Source organism: Sediminibacterium sp. FW305-C-49 (genome assembly GCF_058231085.1).
Map to the genome: position 1 here is coordinate 891,834 of NZ_JBIQXS010000002.1, position 21,847 is coordinate 913,680.

Consider the following 21,847-nt stretch of genomic DNA (forward strand, 5'->3'; position numbering starts at 1 on the left):
GAACATACCCGTTTGGCTGTCTGGGAGATCGCCGAAGCTGAATCTTTTTTTCTGGAAACAGTGGAATTAAAAAAAGACATTACACACCCGCATAAACGCCTGCAACACCTGGCCGGCCGTTATCTCCTGCGTTACCTGTTTCCCGATTTTCCTGCAGAAGCCATTGCCATTGCAGATACCAGAAAACCCTTTCTACCCGATGAGCAATACCATTTTTCTATTTCTCATTGTGGTAATTATGCGGCAGCCATTGTGAGTAAAACAGAAAGGGTAGGTATTGATGTAGAGTTGCTGACACCCAGGGTAGAAAAAATTAAACATAAATTCCTGCATCCTGAAGAACTCGCAATGCTGCACCAATCAACAGCAGATCCGATTACAGTGCTCACTTTATTATGGAGCGCCAAAGAAGCCATGTTCAAATGGTGGGGTAACGGCGATGTTGATTTTAGTGAAGTGCTACGCATACATGAACTGCCCGATAAAACAGCAGGCACCCTCAAAACCCAATTCATTAAACAGGAGATTTTTCCATTAACCCTTCACTACAGACTCTTCGGCAATCTTACACTGGTATGGACCGGGATGGAATAATGAATAAGAAATAAGGAATAAGAAATCAAAAAGTAAAATACTCCACACTTTCTTATTCCTTATTTCTGATTCCTCTGTTTCCTAGTCATCAAACCTGCTTTTTGATTTGGGTATGAGCAGGAGATTATTTTGAAGGGTTTGTTTGAGTTGTCGTTTAACCAGTTGTCCCATGGTGCGTGCTTTGGCAAAAGAGGCAGCCGCGTTGAAATGCAGGGCCAGCTCTTCTTTTAACTGCTCCAGTTTCTCTTTGGTGGAAATGGTATCTGTACTCATGATGTCGAGTAGCTCTTTGATGCGGTAGCGGGATGAAACCAGCCGGTATGTCATCATCGTTCTTTCTTCGGCCTGGTATTGTGCGATGGAGGATTTGTCGAGGTATTGTAAAGCAATATCCACCAGGGCCTTATTTTCTTTGAAGAACTGGGGCAGGTATAAATTTTTTCGGCCTTCATACGATTGCTGGTCGAAATCGATCGCCCTGATGCGGTATTGAAAATCTTCAATATCAGGAATAATATTCACCACAAAATTATAAGAGCGCATATCGCCAAGCAGTTGTACAAAACAACGCTCATTGAATTTTACAAATTCTTTGGCGAGTCGTATCAGGTTGGTGTTGGAACTGTGTAAATGTTCTGCAATAAAAATATCTCCGGGTATGCCGGGAATATGTTCTTCTATCAGCGTGTCTCTGTCGGTGAAATAAGTCATCCGGTTAGGAGAGAGGAGGTGTTCCAGCTCTAAGCCATACACACGACTTGCATCCGCCTGTTTAATATAATAATGATCGTAATTGTCATTGAACTTATTAACGATCCTGATACGAAAGGGTTGGCTGTTACCAAAATAGCAGAAGTCGATACGTGCCACATCGAGGTGTTTAATAAAACTCATATCACCTTCTGTTTTCAGGATGGCATAAATACGTACCAGGTTTTCGCGCAGGTATTCCCATTCACGCATATCATAGGATACTTTTTCCCAGGAAGTATCTTTTCCCTGCCGGTCTTTTAGCGGAACAGAATAAGTGTACCGTTGCAAGTCGCGGTAACGTACAGGAAGTTTTACTTCTCTGCTATAATGCAAAAGGTATTTGCGCAAAGCGTCATTAATTGGGAAGATGGGTTTCTTTCTGGATGGTTTTTCTGCTTCCCCTGCGGAAATGATATGTCCGAATACATTACTCAAGTATTAAGGGTTCATTGTCTTCGAGCAGGTTAAGGTTTACAGCATCGGCGCCCGCAATGCCTTCAATAGATCCTTTGATATGTGCGGCATTCAGTAATACTTTCTCTAATTGTTTTTCTCTGGCCTTCCAGAGTTTTTCCATCGCATCACGTTCTTTCTGTATGCTGAGTTTCATGGTCATAAAACCTTCGCGAATGGCTTTCCACTGTTCGCTGAATTCGGAGCCTATAAGGTAGTCATATAGCATCACCATTTTATCGCCTTTATTTTCCTGGCTTTTCTTGGCATCTGCAATTTTTAAAAGTGCATTGCGCAATAAAAGAGCTACACTTCTTACTTCACCGAAAGTGCAGATATAAACACCTTCTTTTTCACCAAACCGATCCATGTCTTTAGGAAGTGCCTGTGTAACAATAATGGCTACATCAGCACCGAGTTTACGCATATCGTTTTTGAGTTTCTCAATCCAGTCATGCTGAAAATCTTTGGTACGCTTACTTTCATAAATAATTTTACCGGCTTCATTGCCAAACTGGTTACGCACCGTTTGTATACAGTCGGCTCCACGAACACCTTTACCGACTTCTTCGATTTTATCGAATGGAAATGTACTTTGTAACAAAGATTCAAGCATCAGCTCTTGTACTTCTCCCTGTAACTGCATACTGCCCTGTTCTGATTTGCGACGCATTTCTTCTACCAGTTTTTTCTGGTCCTCAATCTGCTTTTCCATCTCTTTCATCCTTAACTGGTATTCCTGTTCTTTGATACTCAGTTTCTCCGCTTCCTCTTTGGAGAGTTGTTCTTTTAATTTTTCTCTTTCTTCCATCAGTTGTCTTTGCAACGATAGTTCGAGTTCTTCTTCCTTTGTTTTGAGTGCCTGTTCTTTTTGAAGGAATTCCAGTTCTTTTTTACGGGCTTCTTTTAATTTCTCTTCTTTTTCCTGATCAGCTTCCTGCAGCATTTTTAGCTGGTTCTCAAAATCGGCGGCAATGTTTTTCCTTAGCGATTCTTTTAATTCTTCTTCCAGTTTCTTTTTTTCGGCGGCCATTTTTTTAGCAGTTTCCTCGTCTTTTAACTGGAGTTGCTGCTGAAAGGACAGTTCTTTTTGTCTGAATTCCTCGTCTTTTTTCTTTTGCCAGTCAACCATTTGTCCACGCAGTTCTTTCTGTACCTCTTCTCTGATAGAGTCGCCGGGTTCAAACTGGTGGTTACAATTGGGGCAGTGTATGATAAAGTCGGCCATGTATATTTTTTTACAAAGTAATACTATTCGGAAAGAGAAGAAAAAACTTCATGGTAAAGTCCTGCATCTGCGGGTGTATTGTTATGGTAAAATCAAATTCTGTTGCCTGCTCCTGTAGACCTGCTTTCTGTAGCTATAAAACTGTAGTTTATTGAAATTAAGAAAAAAACATATAGGTGAGTGATAGTTTTGTTTCGTCGTTTCGCATTATTCAATATCAAAAACCAATATCCATGATGCAGAAAAAAAGTGTGATCATTCTAAGTGTCTTATTGGCTATGCTGATAAGTGTATCCTGTTCAAAATCTGATAAAGGGCCAGGTACCGATACAGGCACTGCCGAAGCAAGCTGGAAAATGGGCACCTATACATATAATAGGGGAGCCAGTAGCCAGAACAGTTCGATAGTGGCTGGGGCACCCCTTCATATCATCGTAGCAACAACATCAGGGGCTCCTACACAGGGCGTTTTTTCAGGAAGTGCTGTTACCGTTAAATTTTTTGACCAGGGCCCAGGTGAATATACACTTGTGACTGAAACGGCTTTTACCGGTGCGAATGCCGGGAATAAAATTTTGTCGATCGATTGTTCCATAGGTACTGGCACATCAACCGGGAGCACTTTATATACCTATGCATCAGGAACAGCAAAAGCACAGGTAACAAAGGTTAACAATCAATACAGGGTAACGATCGATAATGGTATTACGTTGAATAAAAAACTGGATGTAAATGGAGGAGTGGCAGGAGCACTGGCAAGTTATAGTTTTACCTGTAAGTCTGTTTTTTAGAGAGGTCTCATGTGTATGTTAAGCTAAAAGAGGCTACCTTTTTTTGGGTAGCCTCTTTTTAGTTTTCAGTGCGGAAGAGGAGATTCGAACTCCCATCCCCACGGTACCGTGGGGACTACCACCTCAAGGTAATATGTGTGCCAATTCTATTGTCAAGTTCTTTGTAAGATCCGGCTTTTGAGAAATGTTTTTTTACGGGCATAAAAAAACCCAGAAAAATTATCTGGGTTTAGTGCGGAAGAGGAGATTCGAACTCCCACGCCCGGTAAAAGGCGCTACCACCTCAAAGTAGTGCGTCTACCAATTTCGCCACCTCCGCATTCTTTGGGACGGCAAATGTACAGTAATTCGGGAAATCTATACAAAGCCTTACAGAAGATTTTTTGTTTACATCCGCTCCGGTACCCTGATGCCCAAAACCGACATACCATTCTTTAAAGCCTGGGCTGTTAACTGCGATAACTGTAAACGAAGCTGTTTTTTTTCTTCGGTCTCGGCATTCGCAATAGAATGTTCCGTATAAAATGAATTGAATGTTTTCGCCAGGTTAAACACATAGATAGCCACTTTAGAAGGGTCATGCTCAGCCGCCGCTTCCTGTAAAACAACCGGAAACTGTTCGAGGGTGAGGAGCAATGATTTTTCCAGGGGAAGGACAGGTGAATGGTGAATGGTCAATGGGGAATTTATTTTCCCATTGACCGTTGACGATTCAACATTGCCCGCTGCTTTTCTAAGGATACTCCTGATCCTTGCATGCGTGTACTGTATAAATGGACCTGTAAACCCGTGGAAATCGATACTTTCTTCCGGGTTGAAAATCATTTTCTTTTTAGGGTCAACCCTTAAGAGGAAAAACTTCAAAGCACCCAGTCCAATCGTGTCATACAATTCGATGAGTTCATCAGGTGTAAAATCTTTAACCTTACCAAGCTCCTCTGTTTTCTGTCTGGCAATATTTACCATTTCCTCCACCAGATCATCAGCGTCCACCACCGTACCTTCCCGGCTTTTCATTTTACCGGAAGGCAGTTCCACCATGCCATAACTAAGGTGATAAATTCCATCAGCGGAAGGTAGTTGGAGTTTCTGACAGATCAGTTTCAATACTTTAAAATGGTAATTCTGTTCATCGCCCACCACATAAATGCTCTGGCTGGCATTGAATTCTTTTTGTTTCTGTTCGGCCAGACCAATATCCTGTGTGATGTAAACGGAAGTGCCGTCTTTTCTTCTCACCAGTTTTTCATCAAGACCATCGGCGGTGAGGTCAATCCAAACACTGCCGTCTTCTTTCTGGTAGAAAACGCCTTTTTGTAAGCCTGTTTCAACCAGGTCTTTTCCCAGTAAATAAGTATTGCTTTCGTAATAAGTTTTATCAAAATTGCTGCCAATGCGTTCATAGGTGGCATTAAACCCTTCATACACCCAGCCATTCATGGTACGCCAGAGTTCCATTACTTCGGGTTTACCAGCTTCCCAGTCGATCAGCATCTGCTGGGTGGCTTTCATAATGGGGGCTTCTTTTTCTGCCTGTTCTTCAGACATGCCACCTGCTACCAGTTCCTGCATTTCCTTTTTATAGGCATCATTGAATTTTACATAATAGTCGCCCACAAAATGATCGCCTTTTGTTCCGGTGCTGGCAGGTGTTGCTCCATTGGCAAAACGTTGCCAGGCAATCATACTTTTACAGATATGAACACCACGGTCGTTTACGATACAGGTTTTAACCACATCGTTACCTGTAGCTTTCAATATTTCAGCAATGCTCCATCCCAGAAAATTATTCCGTAAATGTCCGAGGTGAAGCGGTTTGTTGGTATTGGGAGAAGAGTATTCTACCATTACTCTTTCTGCGCGGGGCTGGTGAAAACCAAATCGGGTATCTGCAAAAGACTGATCCAGAAACTGCAGCCAGTAAGCATCGGTTACCGATAAGTTCAGAAAGCCCTTGATGATATTATAACCGCTGAACAGGGAAGGGTTGGCTTTCAGCAATGCTTTGCCCATTTCTTCTCCCAGCGCATCCGGCGATTTTTTTAATTGTTTTACCAGTGCAAATAATACAACGGTATAGTCGCCCTCAAATTCAGGTTTGGTAGCATTTACCAATACCTCATGGGGGTGCATATCAACCTGGTATAATGTTTTGATCGTTGCCGATGCTGCCGCTTTAATCTGGTCTACAACACTCATATTCATAATGGTTACGGCGGCAAAAGTAATTAATTAAGCCCTACCTTCGCCGGGTTCATGCGAAACTTACACGAACATATCAGGGGCTTTATATTGAGTGTTGTGGATCTTTTTTATCCGGTTTTCAAAAAGATCATGCCCCTGCAAACCTACCGCTATGCAGCCTGCGGCGGATTTAATACCAGTCTGGATATCTTCCTGTTCTTTATATCCTATAACTATATTTTTCAGAAAGAAACACTGCACCTGCCATTCATTGCCATCAGCGCACATATTGCGGCTTTCCTGGCGGCATTTGTGGTAACATTTCCAACCGGTTTTTACCTGAGCCGCTATGTGGTTTTTCAGGAAACATCTGTCGCCAAAAGAAAACAGCTCAGTAAATATTTTCTGGTGGTACTGGGTTGCTTTTGTTTGAATTATGGGTTCCTGAAACTCTTTGTGGAAGTGTTTGGCTGGTATCCTACCTTCTCCAAAATCGTCACTACCTTCTTTGTGGTGGCATTCAGTTATTTTACCCAGAAGAATTTTACGTTCAAAGCACCCACTCATTAATTGTTGATGAGCCGCGTTTGGTAAACGGGTTGTTGAGTATTGTCTTTAACAGGTTTGAGGTAAAACATAAGCGTAGCAATACCCGATTTTTCTGCATGTATTACCCTGATTTCGTGCATGCCTTTGGTAAGTTCAATGACAGCCCTGTGATGGGTATATTCATCGTATGCAGTGTATTTGGGATCCCATCCATCTATCACCAGTTTTCCGTCTACATATACTTTAACAAAATCATCGGCAGTAACAGCTAAATCATAGAAACCTTTTTCTGTTTCAATAGAGGTAACCGCATCAGTGGCAAAAGAATCTGCAGGTAAGTTTTTGCCAATGCTTCCCCACCAGGTAAAGTCAAGTTTTGAAAAGGTGTCTGAATGAACGGGTGTAGATTTCAACAGGTCCATGAAAGCATCAGTAGCTGTCAGCGGATCGGTTTTTTCATCCCATTTAAACCAGCGTGTGGTCCATTTTTGCAACAAGGCGAATTGCGCATATTCAAATAAGGAACCACTGCTTTCTTCTTTTCCAAACACATTCCTATAAGAAGGACCATCATACTGCAAACGAATATGTTTAGCGGAGGTATTACCTACTGGCTTAGCTAACAGCATCGAAGGAAAACTATCATTCCCTTTTTCAAGCAATTCAAAACCATTTAAATCTTTAACGGTCCATCTGCCGGTTTTTCCGAGTACTTCAAAATGATATACACCTGTACTGTCAATATTTTTCAGCCATAATAAAGGGTATTGAAAATTATAAGGTCCCCATTGGGTGATACGAATATTTTCTTTTCCCTTCGGATATAGCGGATCAGGTCTTTTGCTGACAGGGGCTTTTTTGAGCCTTTCATCGGGTACATAGTCCATGTCGAGTGGATCGTCTTCACGGGAAGTATCAATATCACTGGTTCTTTCGCCTAATTTCAGGTTAACGGTATACGCCATTTTCTGGTTACCACTAAAAGCCACTGTATCAGTTCCCATAATATCATAAATGGTTTCTGTTGCAGTAAACTGGTTGGCAGCAATCCAGTAATTCATACTTCTTGTATCTCTTAACTGCGCGTATTTCCAGTCGGCAGGCTGTGTGGAACGCGACCATAATTTGATGGCCGTTTTATCATAGAGAAAACGGTTGATCGCAATATTATTATTCTGCCCGTGTTCAATGGCAATTCCAATACGGTTAAAAGCAAAATCGTTGTCGGTAAAATCACTGCCAAAACTATACCCCCCCCAGATACCATGATCGCAGTCGCGGATCACATTTTTCATCACCAGGTTTCTGCTGAATGTTACTTCAACACCATTGGTGGGGGCATAGGAGAAATCATTGCCATAGATGAAATTATCATTGCAGCCACCTTCACCCGTATCCATGGTATGCTGGCCGGCCCAGAGAAAAAATCCATCGCCACTATGCGTAGCACTGTTGAAAGCAAAAACATTTTCGGTACACTGTTCAAATACCAGGAATCCTGCACTGTCTTGCCCACGTTTGTATTTGCCATGACTATATCCACGCACATTCCAGTCAACCCTGTTATGGTAAAAAGTATTAAAACTGCTTCGGTATAATCCAATACCAATACCTGAATTGAAAGAGAAATTATTATCGTGAACAACAGCTTTTTCACAACCCGTCATCATGAGTCCGCACTGACCACTGGTAACAGTATTATTTACAACGACGGCATTACTGCATTTGTTGAGATAGATACCGGCACCATATCTTTTCCATTCCTGGTTTTCATTTTTATGGTAACTCATCCAGTCGCTGATGTCTTCCCTGTCACGGTTGCTTTTTAGTTCCTGTCGATAATTGTAACTAAGATCACAATTTTCAATGGTCAGCCTGTCTACACTGTCTGCCAGTATGGCTATTTTGTAGCCATGGATATTGGCATTGCGGATGGTGATATTTTTTGAACCAGGCTGCACATGAATAGCCACTCCATAAAACTCATCCGGACGGGTTTTGTCATTGGAGCCCTGCAGAACCACCTCTTTCATGTCAACCGTAATGTTTTCACCCGCAATTTCAATCAGGGCTGTCGTTGAAAGCGTATTGAGGGGGTATAATCCGGGTTGAATACGGGTAGATGAAATAATCTTCATACCCTGAACAGGAGAAACCACGGGTAGATCCTGCGCCGAAACGGATAAGATAAGACCTGACAATACCCCTGTAATCAGACATTTTAACTCCATGCTTAAAACTAAGATATTCTGTTATATGGGATGCCAAATGGCAGATTTTACATAGACCAACTGTCATAAACGCATTGATTTGGAGGCCTTTCCGTAAGATATACAGCGTTTTACCGGTGGGTATGACAATTTTTCATTTCAGGGTCAGATGGCATAATGATTGACAGTTGTAAGCCGATTATTAACCTGAAATCAATAGTTATGGGCAAGATAATAGGCATTGACCTTGGAACAACAAATAGCTGTGTGGCCGTTATGGAAGGTAACGAGCCGGTAGTGATTGCAAATGATGAGGGACGCAGAACCACCCCTTCCGTAGTGGCATTCCTGAAAAACGGGGAGCGTAAGGTAGGAGATCCTGCCAAACGCCAGGCCATTACCAACCCACAAAACACCATTACGAGTGTAAAGCGTTTTATGGGCCGTCGTCACGACGAAGTAACCGAAGAAATCAGCCATTGGAGCTATAAAGTGGCCAAAGGCGATAACAATACTGTACGTGTTGCCATTGATGATCGTTTATATACGCCACAGGAAATTTCAGCCATGATTCTTCAGAAAATGAAGAAAACGGCGGAAGATTACCTCGGACAGGAAGTAACAGAAGCTGTTATTACCGTTCCGGCCTATTTTAATGATGCTCAACGCCAGGCAACCAAAGAAGCGGGTGAAATTGCTGGTCTGAATGTTCGTCGTATTGTAAACGAACCTACTGCCGCTGCACTGGCTTATGGTCTGGATAAAAAACATGCCGACCAGAAAATCGCTGTATTCGATCTGGGTGGTGGTACATTCGACATCTCTATCCTCGAACTGGGTGATGGTGTATTTGAAGTAAAATCAACCAATGGTGATACCCACCTGGGTGGTGATGATTTTGATAAAGTAATCATGGACTGGCTGGCAGATGAATTCAAGAGCCAGGAAGCCATCGATCTGCGTAAAGACCCAATGGCTTTACAGCGTTTGAAAGAAGCGGCTGAAAAAGCAAAGATTGAACTGAGTTCTTCTGCAGAAACAGAAATAAACCTGCCCTATATCACAGCAGTAGATGGTGTGCCTAAACACCTGGTACTGAAATTAACACGTGCAAAATTTGAAGCATTGGCCGATAATTTATTTGTACGTTGTTTAAAACCCTGTGAAGCTGCATTGAAAGATGCCGGTTACAACACATCACAGATTGATGAAGTGATCCTGGTGGGTGGTTCTACCCGTATTCCTAAAGTGCAGGAGATTGTAGAGAAATTTTTTGGTAAGAAACCCAATCGCGGTGTAAACCCCGATGAAGTAGTAGCCGTAGGTGCTGCCATCCAGGGTGCGGTATTAACCGGTGAAGTAAAAGATGTATTGTTACTCGACGTAACTCCACTGGGTCTGGGTATCGAAACCATGGGAAGTGTAATGACTACCATGATTCCTTCGAATACCACTATTCCTACCAAAAAAACAGAAGTATTCTCAACCGCCAGCGATAACCAACCCGGTGTACAGATTCATGTATTACAGGGTGAGCGTCCGATGGCCAGCCAGAATAAGAGCCTGGGTATCTTTAACCTCGATGGTATTCCACCAGCTCCAAGAGGCGTACCGCAGATCGAAGTAACTTTTGATATCGATGCAAATGGCCTGTTGCATGTAAGTGCAAAAGACAAAGGAACCGGTAAAGAACAGAAGATTCGTATTGAAGCGGGCAGTGGTTTAAGTAAGGAAGAAATTGAAAAAATGAAAGCCGAAGCCAAAGCCAATGAAGCCACCGATAAAGAAGCGCGTGAAAAAGTAGAGAAGCTGAATCAGGCTGATAGTTTAATCTTCCAGACAGAGAAACAATTCAAAGAGTTTGGCGATAAAATTCCGGCAGATAAAAAAGCACCTATTGAAGCTGCATTGACCAAGCTGAAAGAAGCGCATAAAAACCAGGACATTGCTGCAGTAGATGCTGCAATGACTGAAATGAACACTGCATGGACAGCGGCCAGTGAAGAAATTTATAAGGCACAACAGGAAGCAGGTGCACAACCCGGTGCAGAAGCACAGCCGGGAGCAGAGCAGCCCAATGGATCAGCTAAAAACGATACCGTTGAAGATGCGCAGTTTGAAGAAGTGAAATAATAAAGACCTCATACATTGTCAAGGCCCCGATTAAAAAACCGGGGCCTTTTTATATACCTGTAAATGAGAAAACTATTTTACCAACGATCTTATTCCCGTACAGTATATATTACTCAAGTCTTAGCCTTGACGAGTTGTTGAAATTTTATACTTCCTGCACAAGTGTACTATTGGTAGTGAAATCTTTTACGAAAGAACTGTTCTCTTTTTCTGCATACAAAATCCGGTACTTTTCACTTGCGCTTAACCGTTTCCACCAGGACCGCGATGAAGCTGTGAATAAAATACAGGCCTGAATTTCCATGAATAATAATTCGCTATCAGAAAAAACACGGGCTTCGCGATAGGGTTTAAAACGTGCAGCGGTGTTCATGGTATTTATTTTTTCAAAATTATTTATTGCCAGCAAAAGAAAAAGCGTCCTGCAGAAAACAAGTAATAATACTCCGTATAATTACCTAATACTATTTGTCTGACTAAGTAGAGTACACTTCAGCTTTAGCAATAAGGTATCGCATTTTGCGATACCTTATTTGGTAATGCGATAACACCAGCGTTTTAATTTCCCTTCAAAATCAAATGGAGTAGTGGCTTTGGTGATGTCTTTAATATCGGTGGCTTTTATCTGTTCGGTGTCGAGTATGAATTTTGTATAGTTGGTGCTGAAGAAAAGTGTACCGCCAGTGGTCATGGCAGCCAATACATCATTAATCAGTTCCACATGGTCGCGCTGGATGTCGAGAAAATCTTTCATGCGTTTACTGTTGCTGAACGTGGGAGGGTCCATGATGACCAGATCGAAACTGTTGGGGGGTAATGTTTTCAGGTATTGTTTTACATCGGCATGTACAAAAAAGTATTTGTCTTTATCCTTAAACCGGTTGATCACCATATGATCTTCTGCCCAGTTGAGATAGGTTTTTGATAAGTCTACAGAAGTAACAGAAGCGGCGCCGCCTGCAGCCGTATACACAGAGAATGATCCAGTATAACAAAACAAATTCAAAACCCTTTTACCGACAGCTATTTCTTTGGCCATCTGACGGGTAATGCGATGATCGAGGAATAAACCGGTATCGAGATAATCAGCGAGGTTCACCAGAAATTTCAGCCCATTTTCTTCAACGGTAAAGAATTCTTTTTTACTGTCAATCTTTTCATACTGCTCATCCCTGTGCGACATTCTTTTTCGCTGTCTTACAAAAATGGAAGCAGGTTTTATTGCTGTTATCTCCGTAATCACAGCAATACACTGATCGAGCCATGCTTCATGTTCCTCATCGGTCATGCCATGTCTGCGGAGGTATTCGGCCAGGTAAATCTTGTCCTCGTAAAATTCAATGGCAAAAGGAAATTCAGGCAGATCATGATCATACACACGGTAACAGGTGATACCCATTCTCCTGGCCTGCTTATGGCGGTGTTTGTACACTTTCGATAAGCGGTTGCGAAACATTTCCAGTTTTGGGCTTTCAGACATGCGGCAAAGATAATGGGTGAGCACTTATTTGCCGTGATTCAGCCACTCACAGAAATTAGCAGTAAAAGCTCTCAGTTTACTTTATATTTAAGACCCAAAAATCAAACTGCATGCGAAAACTCATGATCACAACACTGCTGTGTTGGGTAGCAGCCTCCGTAAGCGCCCAGGACTACAGTAATGCGGCAGAACAGGCTAACAGACTCAATGCATTGACCAAAGCCTATCCGCAACTCACCACCCTTAAATCTTTAACTAAAACCAATGGCGGAAAAGATATTTGGCTGCTGACCATTGGTACAGGTAAAACAGAAACCAAACCTGCCATTGCCGTAATAGGGGGAGTAGAAGGCAATCATTTGCTGGGCACCGAAATGGCCATCGGTTTTGCTGAACAATTATTGAAAGGATCAGCCAGCGACAGCATCCGTGCCTTACTCAACAGAACCACTTATTATGTGTTTCCGAATATGAGCCCCGATGCTATGGAACAGTATTTCAGTAAAACACGCTCGGAAAGAACGGGCAACGCAACTGCTACAGATGATGACCGTGATGGCAAACAGAATGAAGACGGATGGGATGACCTTGATGGGAATGGCAAAATTACTTTCCTGCGTGTGGAATCGGTAACAGGTGACTATAAACTGCATCCCGATGATGCACGCGTGCTGATGAAAGCAGATATGGCCAAAGGAGAGAAAGGTAAATATAAATTACTCACTGAAGGTATCGATAATGATAAAGACGGCTCTTTCAATGAAGATGGAGAAGGTGGAATAGCATTTAATAAGAACCTGACCTACAACCATAAAACATTTGCAGCAGGTGCCGGTGAATTTCCCGCCAGCGAAAAAGAAACCAGGGCCATGCTCGATTTTCTTTATGATGCATTCAATGTATATGCAGTGGTAAGTTTTGGTACCAATAATAATCTCTCCACACCGATTGCCTATAACCCGGCAGCAGCGGCACAACGTATTGTAGCAGGTTTGCTTGAACCCGATGCCAGAGTAAACGGTATGGTGAGTGATATGTACAATAAAGTAACCGGCAGTAAAGATGCACCCCGCACCAATGCAGCAGGTGGTGATGTATTGTCATGGGGCTATTTCCATTTCGGTCGCTATAGCTTCAGCACACCGGGCTGGTGGGTGCCTAAAGCAAAACCAGATACGGCAAAAAAAGAAAAAGCATTTACGGTGGAAGACCCTGCAGCCAATTACCTGCGCTGGGCTACTCAACAAGGTATCACCAACACATTCACAGAATGGAAAGCCATTCAGCATCCTGACTTTCCCGGACAAAAAGTAGAAGTAGGTGGTATTGACCCCTACGTAATGAATAATCCGCCCTATAAAATGGCTGATGCCGTGGTGAAAAAGAATACGGAGTTCCTCGTGAAGCTCGCATCTTACCAGGCAGAGATTGATATTGTGAACCTTAAGACAGAGAAACTGGCCAATGGGTTAACACGTATCAGCCTCGAAGTGGTGAACAAGGGTAGTCTTGCTACACATAGCAAACTGGGTGAAAGAAGTTATTTCCTGAAAAAAGTAAAAGTGGCTTTGCAAACAGCGGCCAAACAGGATGTAATCGGAGGCAAGAAAATTCAACTGCTGAATAGTATCGAAGCCAATGGTTCCAGCTCATTCAGTTGGGTGGTAAAAGGCACGGGTAAACTTACTGTAGAAGCAGGTTGCCCAACCGCAGGTACCAAAACCATTGAGATTAATCTTTGATCATCACAAATCATTTCAACATGAAAAAGTTTATTTCAAAAATATTCGCCACCATACTCGTACTCAGTTCGGGTATCTGTGTGCAGGCTCAATTGCCTAACCAGGTGTTTAAAGCTGCGGGCTCTCCGGTAAATCCGAAAGTAACCGTTACCTGGAATCGTTATTATGATCATGCCGGCATCAGTGAAATCTGTAAAAAAATTGCCGCTGCATATCCCGAACTCGCCAAATTACAGTCGATCGGAAAATCTTATGAGGGTCGCGATCTCTGGTGTCTGACCATCACCGATTTCAAAAAAGGCAATGCCGATACCAAACCCGGTATGTATATCGATGGCAATATTCACTCGAATGAAATACAGGGTGCTGAATTTGCCTTATATACCGCATGGTACCTCACAGAATCTTTTGGTGATACCAAATTCATTCAGGAATTACTGGAAGACAAAGTGTTTTATATCGTGCCCACCATCAACCCCGATGCGCGCGACAGTTATATGCATAAACCCAATACGGGTAGTTCACCCCGCTCTGGTGTAATACCGGTTGATAATGATGGAGACGGAGAAGTAAATGAAGACAGTTACGACGACATCAATAAAGACGGTCATATTACCATGATGCGTCGCAAAAATCCAAACGGACGTTGGAAACTCGATCCCAAAGACCCGCGCAATATGATTCAGGTAGGTCCCGATGAAAAAGGTGATTATGAATTATTGGGTATTGAAGGAATTGATAATGATGGCGATGGTCGTGTGAATGAAGATGGTTACACTTTTGAATACGATCCGAACCGCGACTGGGGTTGGGGATGGCAGCCCAACTATATCCAGAATGGTGCTTACAAGTATCCTTTCTCATTGCCGGAGAACAGAGCTGTGATGGAATTTGTAATGAAACATCCGAACATCGCCGCTGCGCAATCATTCCACAATGCGGGTGGTATGATCTTACGCGGTCCCGGCGGACAGGAAGACGTTGGTACCTATAATGCACAGGATATTGCCGTATATGATGCCATTGCCAAAAAAGGAGAGGAACTGATTCCGGGTTATAAATACCTGGTGGTGTATAAAGATTTGTATTCAGCTTATGGGGGTGAGTTAGACTGGTTTTATGCCGGTCGTGGTATCTATACGTATTCCAATGAATTATGGACACCCTACCTCATGTACATGCGTGATGCTACACGTGATCCATTTGACAATGCAAGTTTCAGCTTCGATCGTTATTTATTGTTCCAGGATGCATTTGTGCCCTGGGCAGAATACGATCACCCGCAATATGGTAAAATTGAAGTGGGTGGAATGAAGAAAAACTTTGGTCGTGCGCATCCCGGATTCTTACTCGAGTCTGATGCACACCGTAATATGGCATTCAGCATCTATCATTGTTTCCATACACCCAAACTCGATGTACACGAGATCAGTGAGAAAGATTTGGGTGACGGACTGAAAGAAGTAACTGCTGTTATTACAAATAGCCGTCTCATGCCAACACATAGTAGCCAGGATACCAAGAATAAAATCGAACGTCCTGATTATATTACGCTGACCACTACTGGAAAAATTCTTTCCGGCATACAGGTTGAAAACCGCGACCTCAACCAGAGCAGGGAACAGGAACAGAATCCCGCTACAATAGAAGTAGCTAATATTCCCGGTCTTGGTTCTGTAACAGTAAAATGGATTGTACAGGGTGGTGGTAAATACACGGTGAGTGTAGACAGTAAAAAAGGCGGAACAGTGTCCGCCTCCAAATAATCTTACATTAATCTGTGAATCTGTGGCTTAATTTCTTTAGCCACAGATTCACAGATTTTTATTTCAATTGCGCCAGCGCATCCTTAATTCTTCCCCAGGCTTTTTCGATATTGCCCATGCTGTTGGCAAAAGAAAAACGCACACAATTCGGTTCACCAAAAGCATCGCCCATTACAGAAGATACATGCGCTGTATTCAACAGGTACATGCTGAAATCTGCTGCATTGGCAATGGTATTGGTGCCGTCAGACTTACCATAATAAGCACTTACATCCGGAAACACATAGAACGCACCTTCGGGTTCAAAACATTTGAAACCTGGAATTGATTTTACCAGCTCCAGTGTTCTTGTTCTTCTTCTGGTAAACTCTTCGGTCATTTCTTCCGACGGACGTAAATCGCCTGTTAAGGCAGCTACGGCAGCTTTCTGTGTAATAGAGCAGGTGCCACTGGTAAACTGACCCTGTAATTTTTCACAGGCTTTGGCAATAGTGGCATTGGCTGCTATATAACCCAGGCGCCATCCGGTCATGGCAAAACCTTTACTCAGTCCATTGATCAGCACCACACGGTCTTTCAGATCGGCAAACTGTGCAATGCTTTCATGTTGTCCAACGAAATTGATGTATTCATAAATTTCATCTGAGAGAATGGTGATATCAGGATATTTTCTGAACACTGCAGCCAGTGCTTCCAGTTCTGCTTTGCTATACACTGCACCCGATGGATTACAGGGTGAGGAAAACATGAACACTTTTGTTTTAGGTGTAATGGCTGCTTCCAGTTCAGCAGCGGTGGTTTTAAAACCATTCTCCACAGTTGTTCTGATCTCTACTACTTTACCGCGTGCAATCTTTACGAGTTCTGAATAAGTTACCCAATAAGGAGTAGGTATTACCACTTCATCGCCTTCATCAACCAGTGCAAGAATGGCATTGGCCAGACTCTGTTTGGCGCCGGTAGAAGTAATAATATTTTCAGGAGCATAATCCAGGTTATTATCGCGCTTCAGTTTGGTACAAACAGCTTCTCTGAGGTCAAGAAAACCTGGAACGGGTGTATAGTGGCTCCAGTTATCGTTGATGGCTTTAATGGCAGCATCTTTAATATGCTGGGGTGTGTCGAAATCGGGTTCACCTAAACTGAGGTCGATGACATCAACACCTTTGGCTCTTAATTCACGGCCCAGTTTGGCCATTTTCAGTGTTTCGGGCTCATTGAAACGGTTGAGAAGCGAGGATAATTGCATTGCTCTTACATTAAATAAATTGGTTACTTGAATTTTGCGAGCGGAAAGTTCGTAAAAAACAAGCAAACAGGTGTAAGTTTTGGGGAAGTCAGGGAGTTTGGAGTCGGAAAAATCCGAAAGTCGGAGAAAAGTGGCTCTGTTTTCTATAGATAATCAAAATGAATACGCAAACCTCCGTGTAACTCCGTGTTCAACTCCGTGCAACTCTGTGGTAAAAAATATCTCAAAACCACAGAGTTGCACAGAGTAAGGCACAGAGTTACACGGAGGTTATCAAACAAGAGGGGCTTCTTTAATATTCAATCTTATATCTACTTAAATCCGGTAATCGTTTTCTCTTTCTTTGTACTTCATGCTCGTAAACAAGTTGACCGATATTTTTCAGGAAGGGGTATCCTATGGCATCATAATCATATTTGTCATCATTAAATACGCCATCACTATTACATAAAATGGTAGCGCTCAAAAAGAATTCGATCTTTTTTTCAAAGTCAACGAAGTAACACACATCGGTTAGGAAACCATAGGCGCCACCAATTTTGTTGAAGATGCGGATATGTTTGGGTGCCCTTCCTTTAGCGGCACCATAGTACAGGAATTTGGCTGAAGCATCACCTACTTTACTGGTATCATATTTGGGTGATTCGCTTTCGGAAGGGAAGGCACTCATCCAGCGGTATAAAAACTGGTAATCGGCATCGGTAAAATCGAATCGCTGTTTAGCCGGAAAAGCATCGGGCATGATGACTGTTTGCAACATGCGATGAAAATCTTTCAGGTACACCCTGTTCTTATCATCAAATACAAATGATTCATTCACCAGTTGGTTGCCGGCATAATAGCCTTTGCCTAAACGGGTTTGAAAAGAAGGGAAGATGGCTTTACTTACTGCAGCAGGTTGTGAGAACAGTTCTTTGCCATTCCTGTCAAGCAAATAAACAGGATTGGTTCTCCTGTTTTGTTCCTCTGTTCTGCTTACACTGAGCCGGTGACGAATGACGGCATCCGGATAACCTTTGGCACTAAGCATCTGCTGAATATTTTCCTGACCCATGTATTCATACAGCCTGTTAAATGCATCGTTATCACTCACCAGAAAAATCTGTTTGATAAAACGTTCAATGCTCGGACGGTTGGGCAGCGTATCCTGTAATTTATTGAGGTATTTCACCAAATCAATACTGTCTGTCACCAGGGTATTTTGCAGATCAATGGGTAAACCTGCTCTCTTAGCCTTACTCCATTTTTCCAGTGCCAGAAAAGCCACCGGCATTTTCACCGTACTCGCCGGATAAAAATATTCATTCGGGTTAAGATGAAAACCATAATCAGTAAATGAGGGTCTGTTCTTTTTATCTCTGTCAATCTGCGTGTACATGATCTGCACCCGGAAACTATCCCTGTTCTGGAGAATGGTACCAAACAGTTCAGGCTTAGCCTGCATTAGTTGCCTGAGCAAAACAGTATCCTGGGCGGAAAGGATTGTGGTGGTGAGCAGGAAGAAGATGAAAATGAATCGCATGGTTAAAAATAGGGAAAGTCGGGAAGACCGAAAGTCAGGAAGAAGTAGTTCTATTCTCTATAGATCATCAAAACACATACGCAAACCTCCGTGTAACTCCGTGCACCACTCTGTGAAACTCTGTGGTAAAAAAACCACAGAGTGACACGGAGGTTGTACTATTATTGGTCATATCCGACATCAGCTATCTTTCTCCCGGACTTTCCGACTTTCGGACTCCCATACTGCTTAACTTTACCCCTCTAAACGATCACCATGCCACACGAAGCGATTTCGGTATTTGATATGTTTAAAATAGGGGTAGGTCCATCCAGTTCGCATACATTGGGCCCCTGGCGGGCAGCTTTGCGGTGTGTAGACACTATTACAGCAAAGCACAGTCTCGAAGAAGTAGCATCTGTTACCGTACTGCTTTATGGCTCACTCGCCAAAACAGGAAAGGGACATGGAACCGATATTGCCGTGCTGTTAGGCTTATGCAGTGAAGATCCTGTTACCATAGATGTAAACAGCATTACACCCAAGGTAAAAGAAATCGAACATACACAGACCTTATTGTTGGGAGGTAAAGTATCTATACCTTTTCATTTTCCCGAAAACCTCCAGTTTCTCTTTAATGAAACATTACCCTTTCATCCGAATGGGTTGTCGTTTCTGGTGGCATTGAAGAATGGGGAACATTTTAGTGAAACCTATTATTCTATTGGTGGTGGCTTTGTAGTTAAGGAAGGAGAAGACAAAGGATCACAACAGGCTGTTGATCTTCCATTCCCCATCAACACCGCAGATGATATTTTACACTGGTGTATGAAAACAGGCATGAGTGTAAACGAAGTGGTGATGGAGAATGAAACGGCCTGGCGCTCAGAAGCAGCTACTCGGGAAGGGGTATTGAATATCTGGAACAGCATGCGCGACTGTACCTACAGAGGCTGTCATACCAAAGGGGAACTACCCGGAGGATTGCAGGTGCGGCGTCGTGCATTCGATCTCAACAAAAAACTCATCAGCAACAGGTCTTATAACGATTATATTTCCTGGATAGCAGCTATTCGTTCGGGCGGAAATGATTTTAAATATATCCTTGACTGGGTCAGTTGTTTTGCACTGGCTGTGAATGAAGAGAATGCATCTTTTGGAAGAGTCGTAACAGCACCAACCAATGGTGCAGCGGGCGTTATTCCGGCAGTGCTGCAATACTATATTGCTTTTTGTGATGGCTATGATGAAGAAAAAATCACCCGCTTTCTCCTTACTGCTTCAGAAGTAGGCAGCATCTTTAAAAAAGGGGCCACCATATCTGCGGCCATGGGAGGTTGCCAGGCAGAAATAGGCGTATCATCGGCCATGGCAGCAGCGGCATTAACAGAATCGCTGGGTGGTACACAACGACAAACACTGATGGCCGCAGAAATAGCCATGGAACACCATCTCGGTCTAACCTGCGATCCGATAGGCGGGCTTGTTCAGGTGCCATGTATTGAAAGAAACACCATGGGAGCCATCAAAGCCATTACGGCATCGCAACTGGCATTGCAGGGCTCACCTGATTATGCCAAAGTGAGCCTCGATAAAGTCATTAAAACCATGTGGGACACTGCCCTCGACATGAGCAGCAAATACAAGGAAACTGCAGACGGAGGCTTGGCGATACATATTCCGATCAGTTTACCGGAATGCTAAGAGAGAATGGCAGATGTCGGATGTCAGATGTCGGATTTTCTTGGGAATGCTCCTTTAAATCAAATCCGACATCTAATATCAATGATTTCTAAAATCGAAACCATCAAATCATAATTCCCCTACACATGGCGTAACTTTGCAAGAAATGCACCATGCAAAAACGAATTGTTATTCTGGGTGCGGGTTTTGCCGGTTTACAACTGGCACGCAGATTAAAAAGCGCCGACTTTGATATCACACTGATTGACCAGTATAATTTTCACCAGTTTCAGCCACTTTTTTACCAGGTAGCCACCGGTCGTCTGGAACCAAGCTCTGTATCATTCCCACTCCGTAAAGTATTTCAGAACAAGGGCAATGTACATGTGCGTATTGCCGGAATTGAACGCATCGATAAGGCAACCAAAGAAGTGCATACCGATGCCGGTATTTTTCCTTACGACTATCTGGTAATTGCTACGGGTTGTACCACCAATTATTTTGGTAACAAAAACATCGAGCGTTATGCGTATCCGATGAAGTCAACCACAGAAGCCATTGCCATACGCAACCACATACTGCTTAATTTCGAAAAAGCATTAGATGCATCTCCCGAAGAACTGGAAGGCATCATGAATATTGTAGTGGTAGGAGGTGGCCCTACTGGTGTTGAACTATCCGGTTCACTGGCAGAGCTGAAAAGAAATATCCTTCCCCGCGATTATCCCGATATGGATTTCTCCCGACTCAATGTGTATTTACTCGAAGCAGGTCCGGCCACACTGGGCCCCATGAGTAAAATATCGCAACAGAAATCGCAGGCCTATCTCGAATCGATGGGTGTGCAGGTGAAGCTAAATACACAGGTAAAAGATTATGACGGGAAAAAAGTATTACTGGCCGATGGCAGCAGTATCGCCTGCAATACCATGATCTGGGCAGCAGGTGTTACCGGTAATGTACCCAATGGTGTAGATGCTTCATTGCTGGTAAGAGGCAACAGGATTAAAACAGACCAGTTTAACCGGATGGAAGGAACAGAAGATATTTTTGTATTGGGTGATATTGCCTATATGGAAACAGATAAATTTCCCAAAGGACATCCGCAACTGGCCAATGTAGCTATTGCGCAGGCCAAAAATCTGGTAGCCAATTTTAAACGGTTAGAGAAAGCACAAAGTCTGTTACCGTTTATGTATACAAGTCCGGGAACCATGGCTACTGTAGGCAAAAGAAAAGCAGTGGTTGATTTACCCTTTATGAGTTTCCAGGGACGTTTTGCATGGTTTGTATGGATGTTCCTCCACCTGATGCTGATACTGAGTGTAAAAAACAAACTCATTATCTTCATCAACTGGGCCATCAGCTATTTCACCAACGATACCACCCTTCGTTTAATTCTGTTACCCACCCAACACCAGGTCGATTTATACAAAGAAGAACAAACGCCGATAGAGCAGAAGAGGCATGAGCTTTGAAAGAGATAATTCAAAAGGCAAAATTCAAAAGTCAAAACTCAAAAAAAATCCTA

At 42.9% G+C, this 21,847-nt stretch carries 16 protein-coding genes and 1 tRNA gene; 8 read left to right on the forward strand and 9 right to left on the reverse strand.

Features of this window, described 5'->3' with window-relative positions:
• Positions 1-12: 12 nt before the first annotated feature.
• Complete coding sequence (locus ACH3Z1_RS11355; RefSeq protein ID WP_490822096.1) at positions 13-594, forward strand: 4'-phosphopantetheinyl transferase family protein; 582 nt, start codon at positions 13-15, stop codon at positions 592-594.
• Positions 595-675: 81 nt separating this feature from the next.
• On the opposite strand, the gene ACH3Z1_RS11360 is transcribed toward ACH3Z1_RS11355, so the two are convergent.
• Together ACH3Z1_RS11360 and ACH3Z1_RS11365 are read right to left on the reverse strand one after the other, a co-directional pair.
• Positions 676-1,782: a hypothetical protein gene (locus ACH3Z1_RS11360; RefSeq protein WP_490822097.1), complete on the reverse strand. Its 1,107-nt coding sequence runs from the start codon at positions 1,780-1,782 to the stop codon at positions 676-678.
• On the reverse strand, positions 1,775-3,028 hold the full coding sequence (locus ACH3Z1_RS11365) for a DUF2130 domain-containing protein (RefSeq protein ID WP_490822098.1): 1,254 nt from the start codon (positions 3,026-3,028) through the stop codon (positions 1,775-1,777). The genes ACH3Z1_RS11360 and ACH3Z1_RS11365 overlap by 8 nt, the downstream gene beginning before the upstream one ends.
• A 233-nt stretch (positions 3,029-3,261) precedes the next feature.
• Here ACH3Z1_RS11365 and ACH3Z1_RS11370 point away from each other — a divergent pair, with 233 nt between their 5' ends.
• Positions 3,262-3,819, forward strand: a complete 558-nt coding sequence (locus ACH3Z1_RS11370) for a hypothetical protein (RefSeq protein ID WP_490822099.1) — start codon at positions 3,262-3,264, stop codon at positions 3,817-3,819.
• Between the two features lie 233 nt (positions 3,820-4,052).
• On the opposite strand, the gene ACH3Z1_RS11375 is transcribed toward ACH3Z1_RS11370, so the two are convergent.
• Together ACH3Z1_RS11375 and argS are read right to left on the reverse strand one after the other, a co-directional pair.
• Positions 4,053-4,138, reverse strand: a tRNA-Leu gene (locus tag ACH3Z1_RS11375).
• A 68-nt stretch (positions 4,139-4,206) separates the two neighbouring features.
• Complete coding sequence (gene argS, locus ACH3Z1_RS11380) at positions 4,207-6,018, reverse strand: arginine--tRNA ligase (protein WP_490822100.1); 1,812 nt, start codon at positions 6,016-6,018, stop codon at positions 4,207-4,209.
• A gap of 57 nt (positions 6,019-6,075) precedes the next feature.
• On the opposite strand from argS, the gene ACH3Z1_RS11385 reads away from it, so the two are divergent.
• Positions 6,076-6,573: a GtrA family protein gene (locus ACH3Z1_RS11385; protein WP_490822101.1), complete on the forward strand. Its 498-nt coding sequence runs from the start codon at positions 6,076-6,078 to the stop codon at positions 6,571-6,573.
• Here the strand turns inward: ACH3Z1_RS11385 and ACH3Z1_RS11390 are convergent.
• Positions 6,570-8,783 (reverse strand): right-handed parallel beta-helix repeat-containing protein, encoded by a 2,214-nt coding sequence (locus ACH3Z1_RS11390; protein WP_490822102.1) that lies wholly within the window; start codon positions 8,781-8,783, stop codon positions 6,570-6,572. The two genes, ACH3Z1_RS11385 and ACH3Z1_RS11390, sit on opposite strands and share 4 nt — an antisense overlap.
• Positions 8,784-8,984: 201 nt before the next feature.
• Here ACH3Z1_RS11390 and dnaK point away from each other — a divergent pair, with 201 nt between their 5' ends.
• Entirely contained in the window at positions 8,985-10,895 is a 1,911-nt protein-coding gene (gene dnaK, locus ACH3Z1_RS11395) for a molecular chaperone DnaK (RefSeq protein WP_490822103.1), read from the forward strand.
• Between the two features lie 145 nt (positions 10,896-11,040).
• Here dnaK and ACH3Z1_RS11400 read toward each other — a convergent pair whose 3' ends face one another.
• A complete protein-coding gene (locus ACH3Z1_RS11400) occupies positions 11,041-11,268 on the reverse strand; it encodes a hypothetical protein (protein WP_490822104.1) in 228 nt (75 codons plus the stop codon).
• A 156-nt stretch (positions 11,269-11,424) separates the two neighbouring features.
• The gene (locus tag ACH3Z1_RS11405; protein ID WP_490822105.1) at positions 11,425-12,375 is read right to left on the reverse strand and encodes a class I SAM-dependent methyltransferase; all 951 of its coding nucleotides are present in this window, start codon (positions 12,373-12,375) and stop codon (positions 11,425-11,427) included.
• A gap of 110 nt (positions 12,376-12,485) precedes the next feature.
• Between ACH3Z1_RS11405 and ACH3Z1_RS11410 the strand changes: the two genes are divergently transcribed.
• Both ACH3Z1_RS11410 and ACH3Z1_RS11415 read left to right on the forward strand, forming a co-directional pair.
• The gene (locus ACH3Z1_RS11410; RefSeq protein ID WP_490822106.1) at positions 12,486-14,117 is read left to right on the forward strand and encodes a M14 family metallopeptidase; all 1,632 of its coding nucleotides are present in this window, start codon (positions 12,486-12,488) and stop codon (positions 14,115-14,117) included.
• A 20-nt stretch (positions 14,118-14,137) separates the two neighbouring features.
• Positions 14,138-15,883 (forward strand): M14 family metallopeptidase, encoded by a 1,746-nt coding sequence (locus tag ACH3Z1_RS11415; RefSeq protein WP_490822107.1) that lies wholly within the window; start codon positions 14,138-14,140, stop codon positions 15,881-15,883.
• Between the two features lie 58 nt (positions 15,884-15,941).
• Here ACH3Z1_RS11415 and ACH3Z1_RS11420 read toward each other — a convergent pair whose 3' ends face one another.
• On the reverse strand, positions 15,942-17,132 hold the full coding sequence (locus ACH3Z1_RS11420; protein WP_490822108.1) for a pyridoxal phosphate-dependent aminotransferase: 1,191 nt from the start codon (positions 17,130-17,132) through the stop codon (positions 15,942-15,944).
• A gap of 292 nt (positions 17,133-17,424) precedes the next feature.
• Positions 17,425-18,654 (reverse strand): serine hydrolase, encoded by a 1,230-nt coding sequence (locus tag ACH3Z1_RS11425; protein WP_490822109.1) that lies wholly within the window; start codon positions 18,652-18,654, stop codon positions 17,425-17,427.
• A 255-nt stretch (positions 18,655-18,909) separates the two neighbouring features.
• Here ACH3Z1_RS11425 and ACH3Z1_RS11430 point away from each other — a divergent pair, with 255 nt between their 5' ends.
• Positions 18,910-20,337: an L-serine ammonia-lyase gene (locus tag ACH3Z1_RS11430; protein ID WP_490822110.1), complete on the forward strand. Its 1,428-nt coding sequence runs from the start codon at positions 18,910-18,912 to the stop codon at positions 20,335-20,337.
• Between the two features lie 152 nt (positions 20,338-20,489).
• The gene (locus tag ACH3Z1_RS11435; protein WP_490822111.1) at positions 20,490-21,794 is read left to right on the forward strand and encodes an NAD(P)/FAD-dependent oxidoreductase; all 1,305 of its coding nucleotides are present in this window, start codon (positions 20,490-20,492) and stop codon (positions 21,792-21,794) included.
• Positions 21,795-21,847 lie beyond the last annotated feature (53 nt).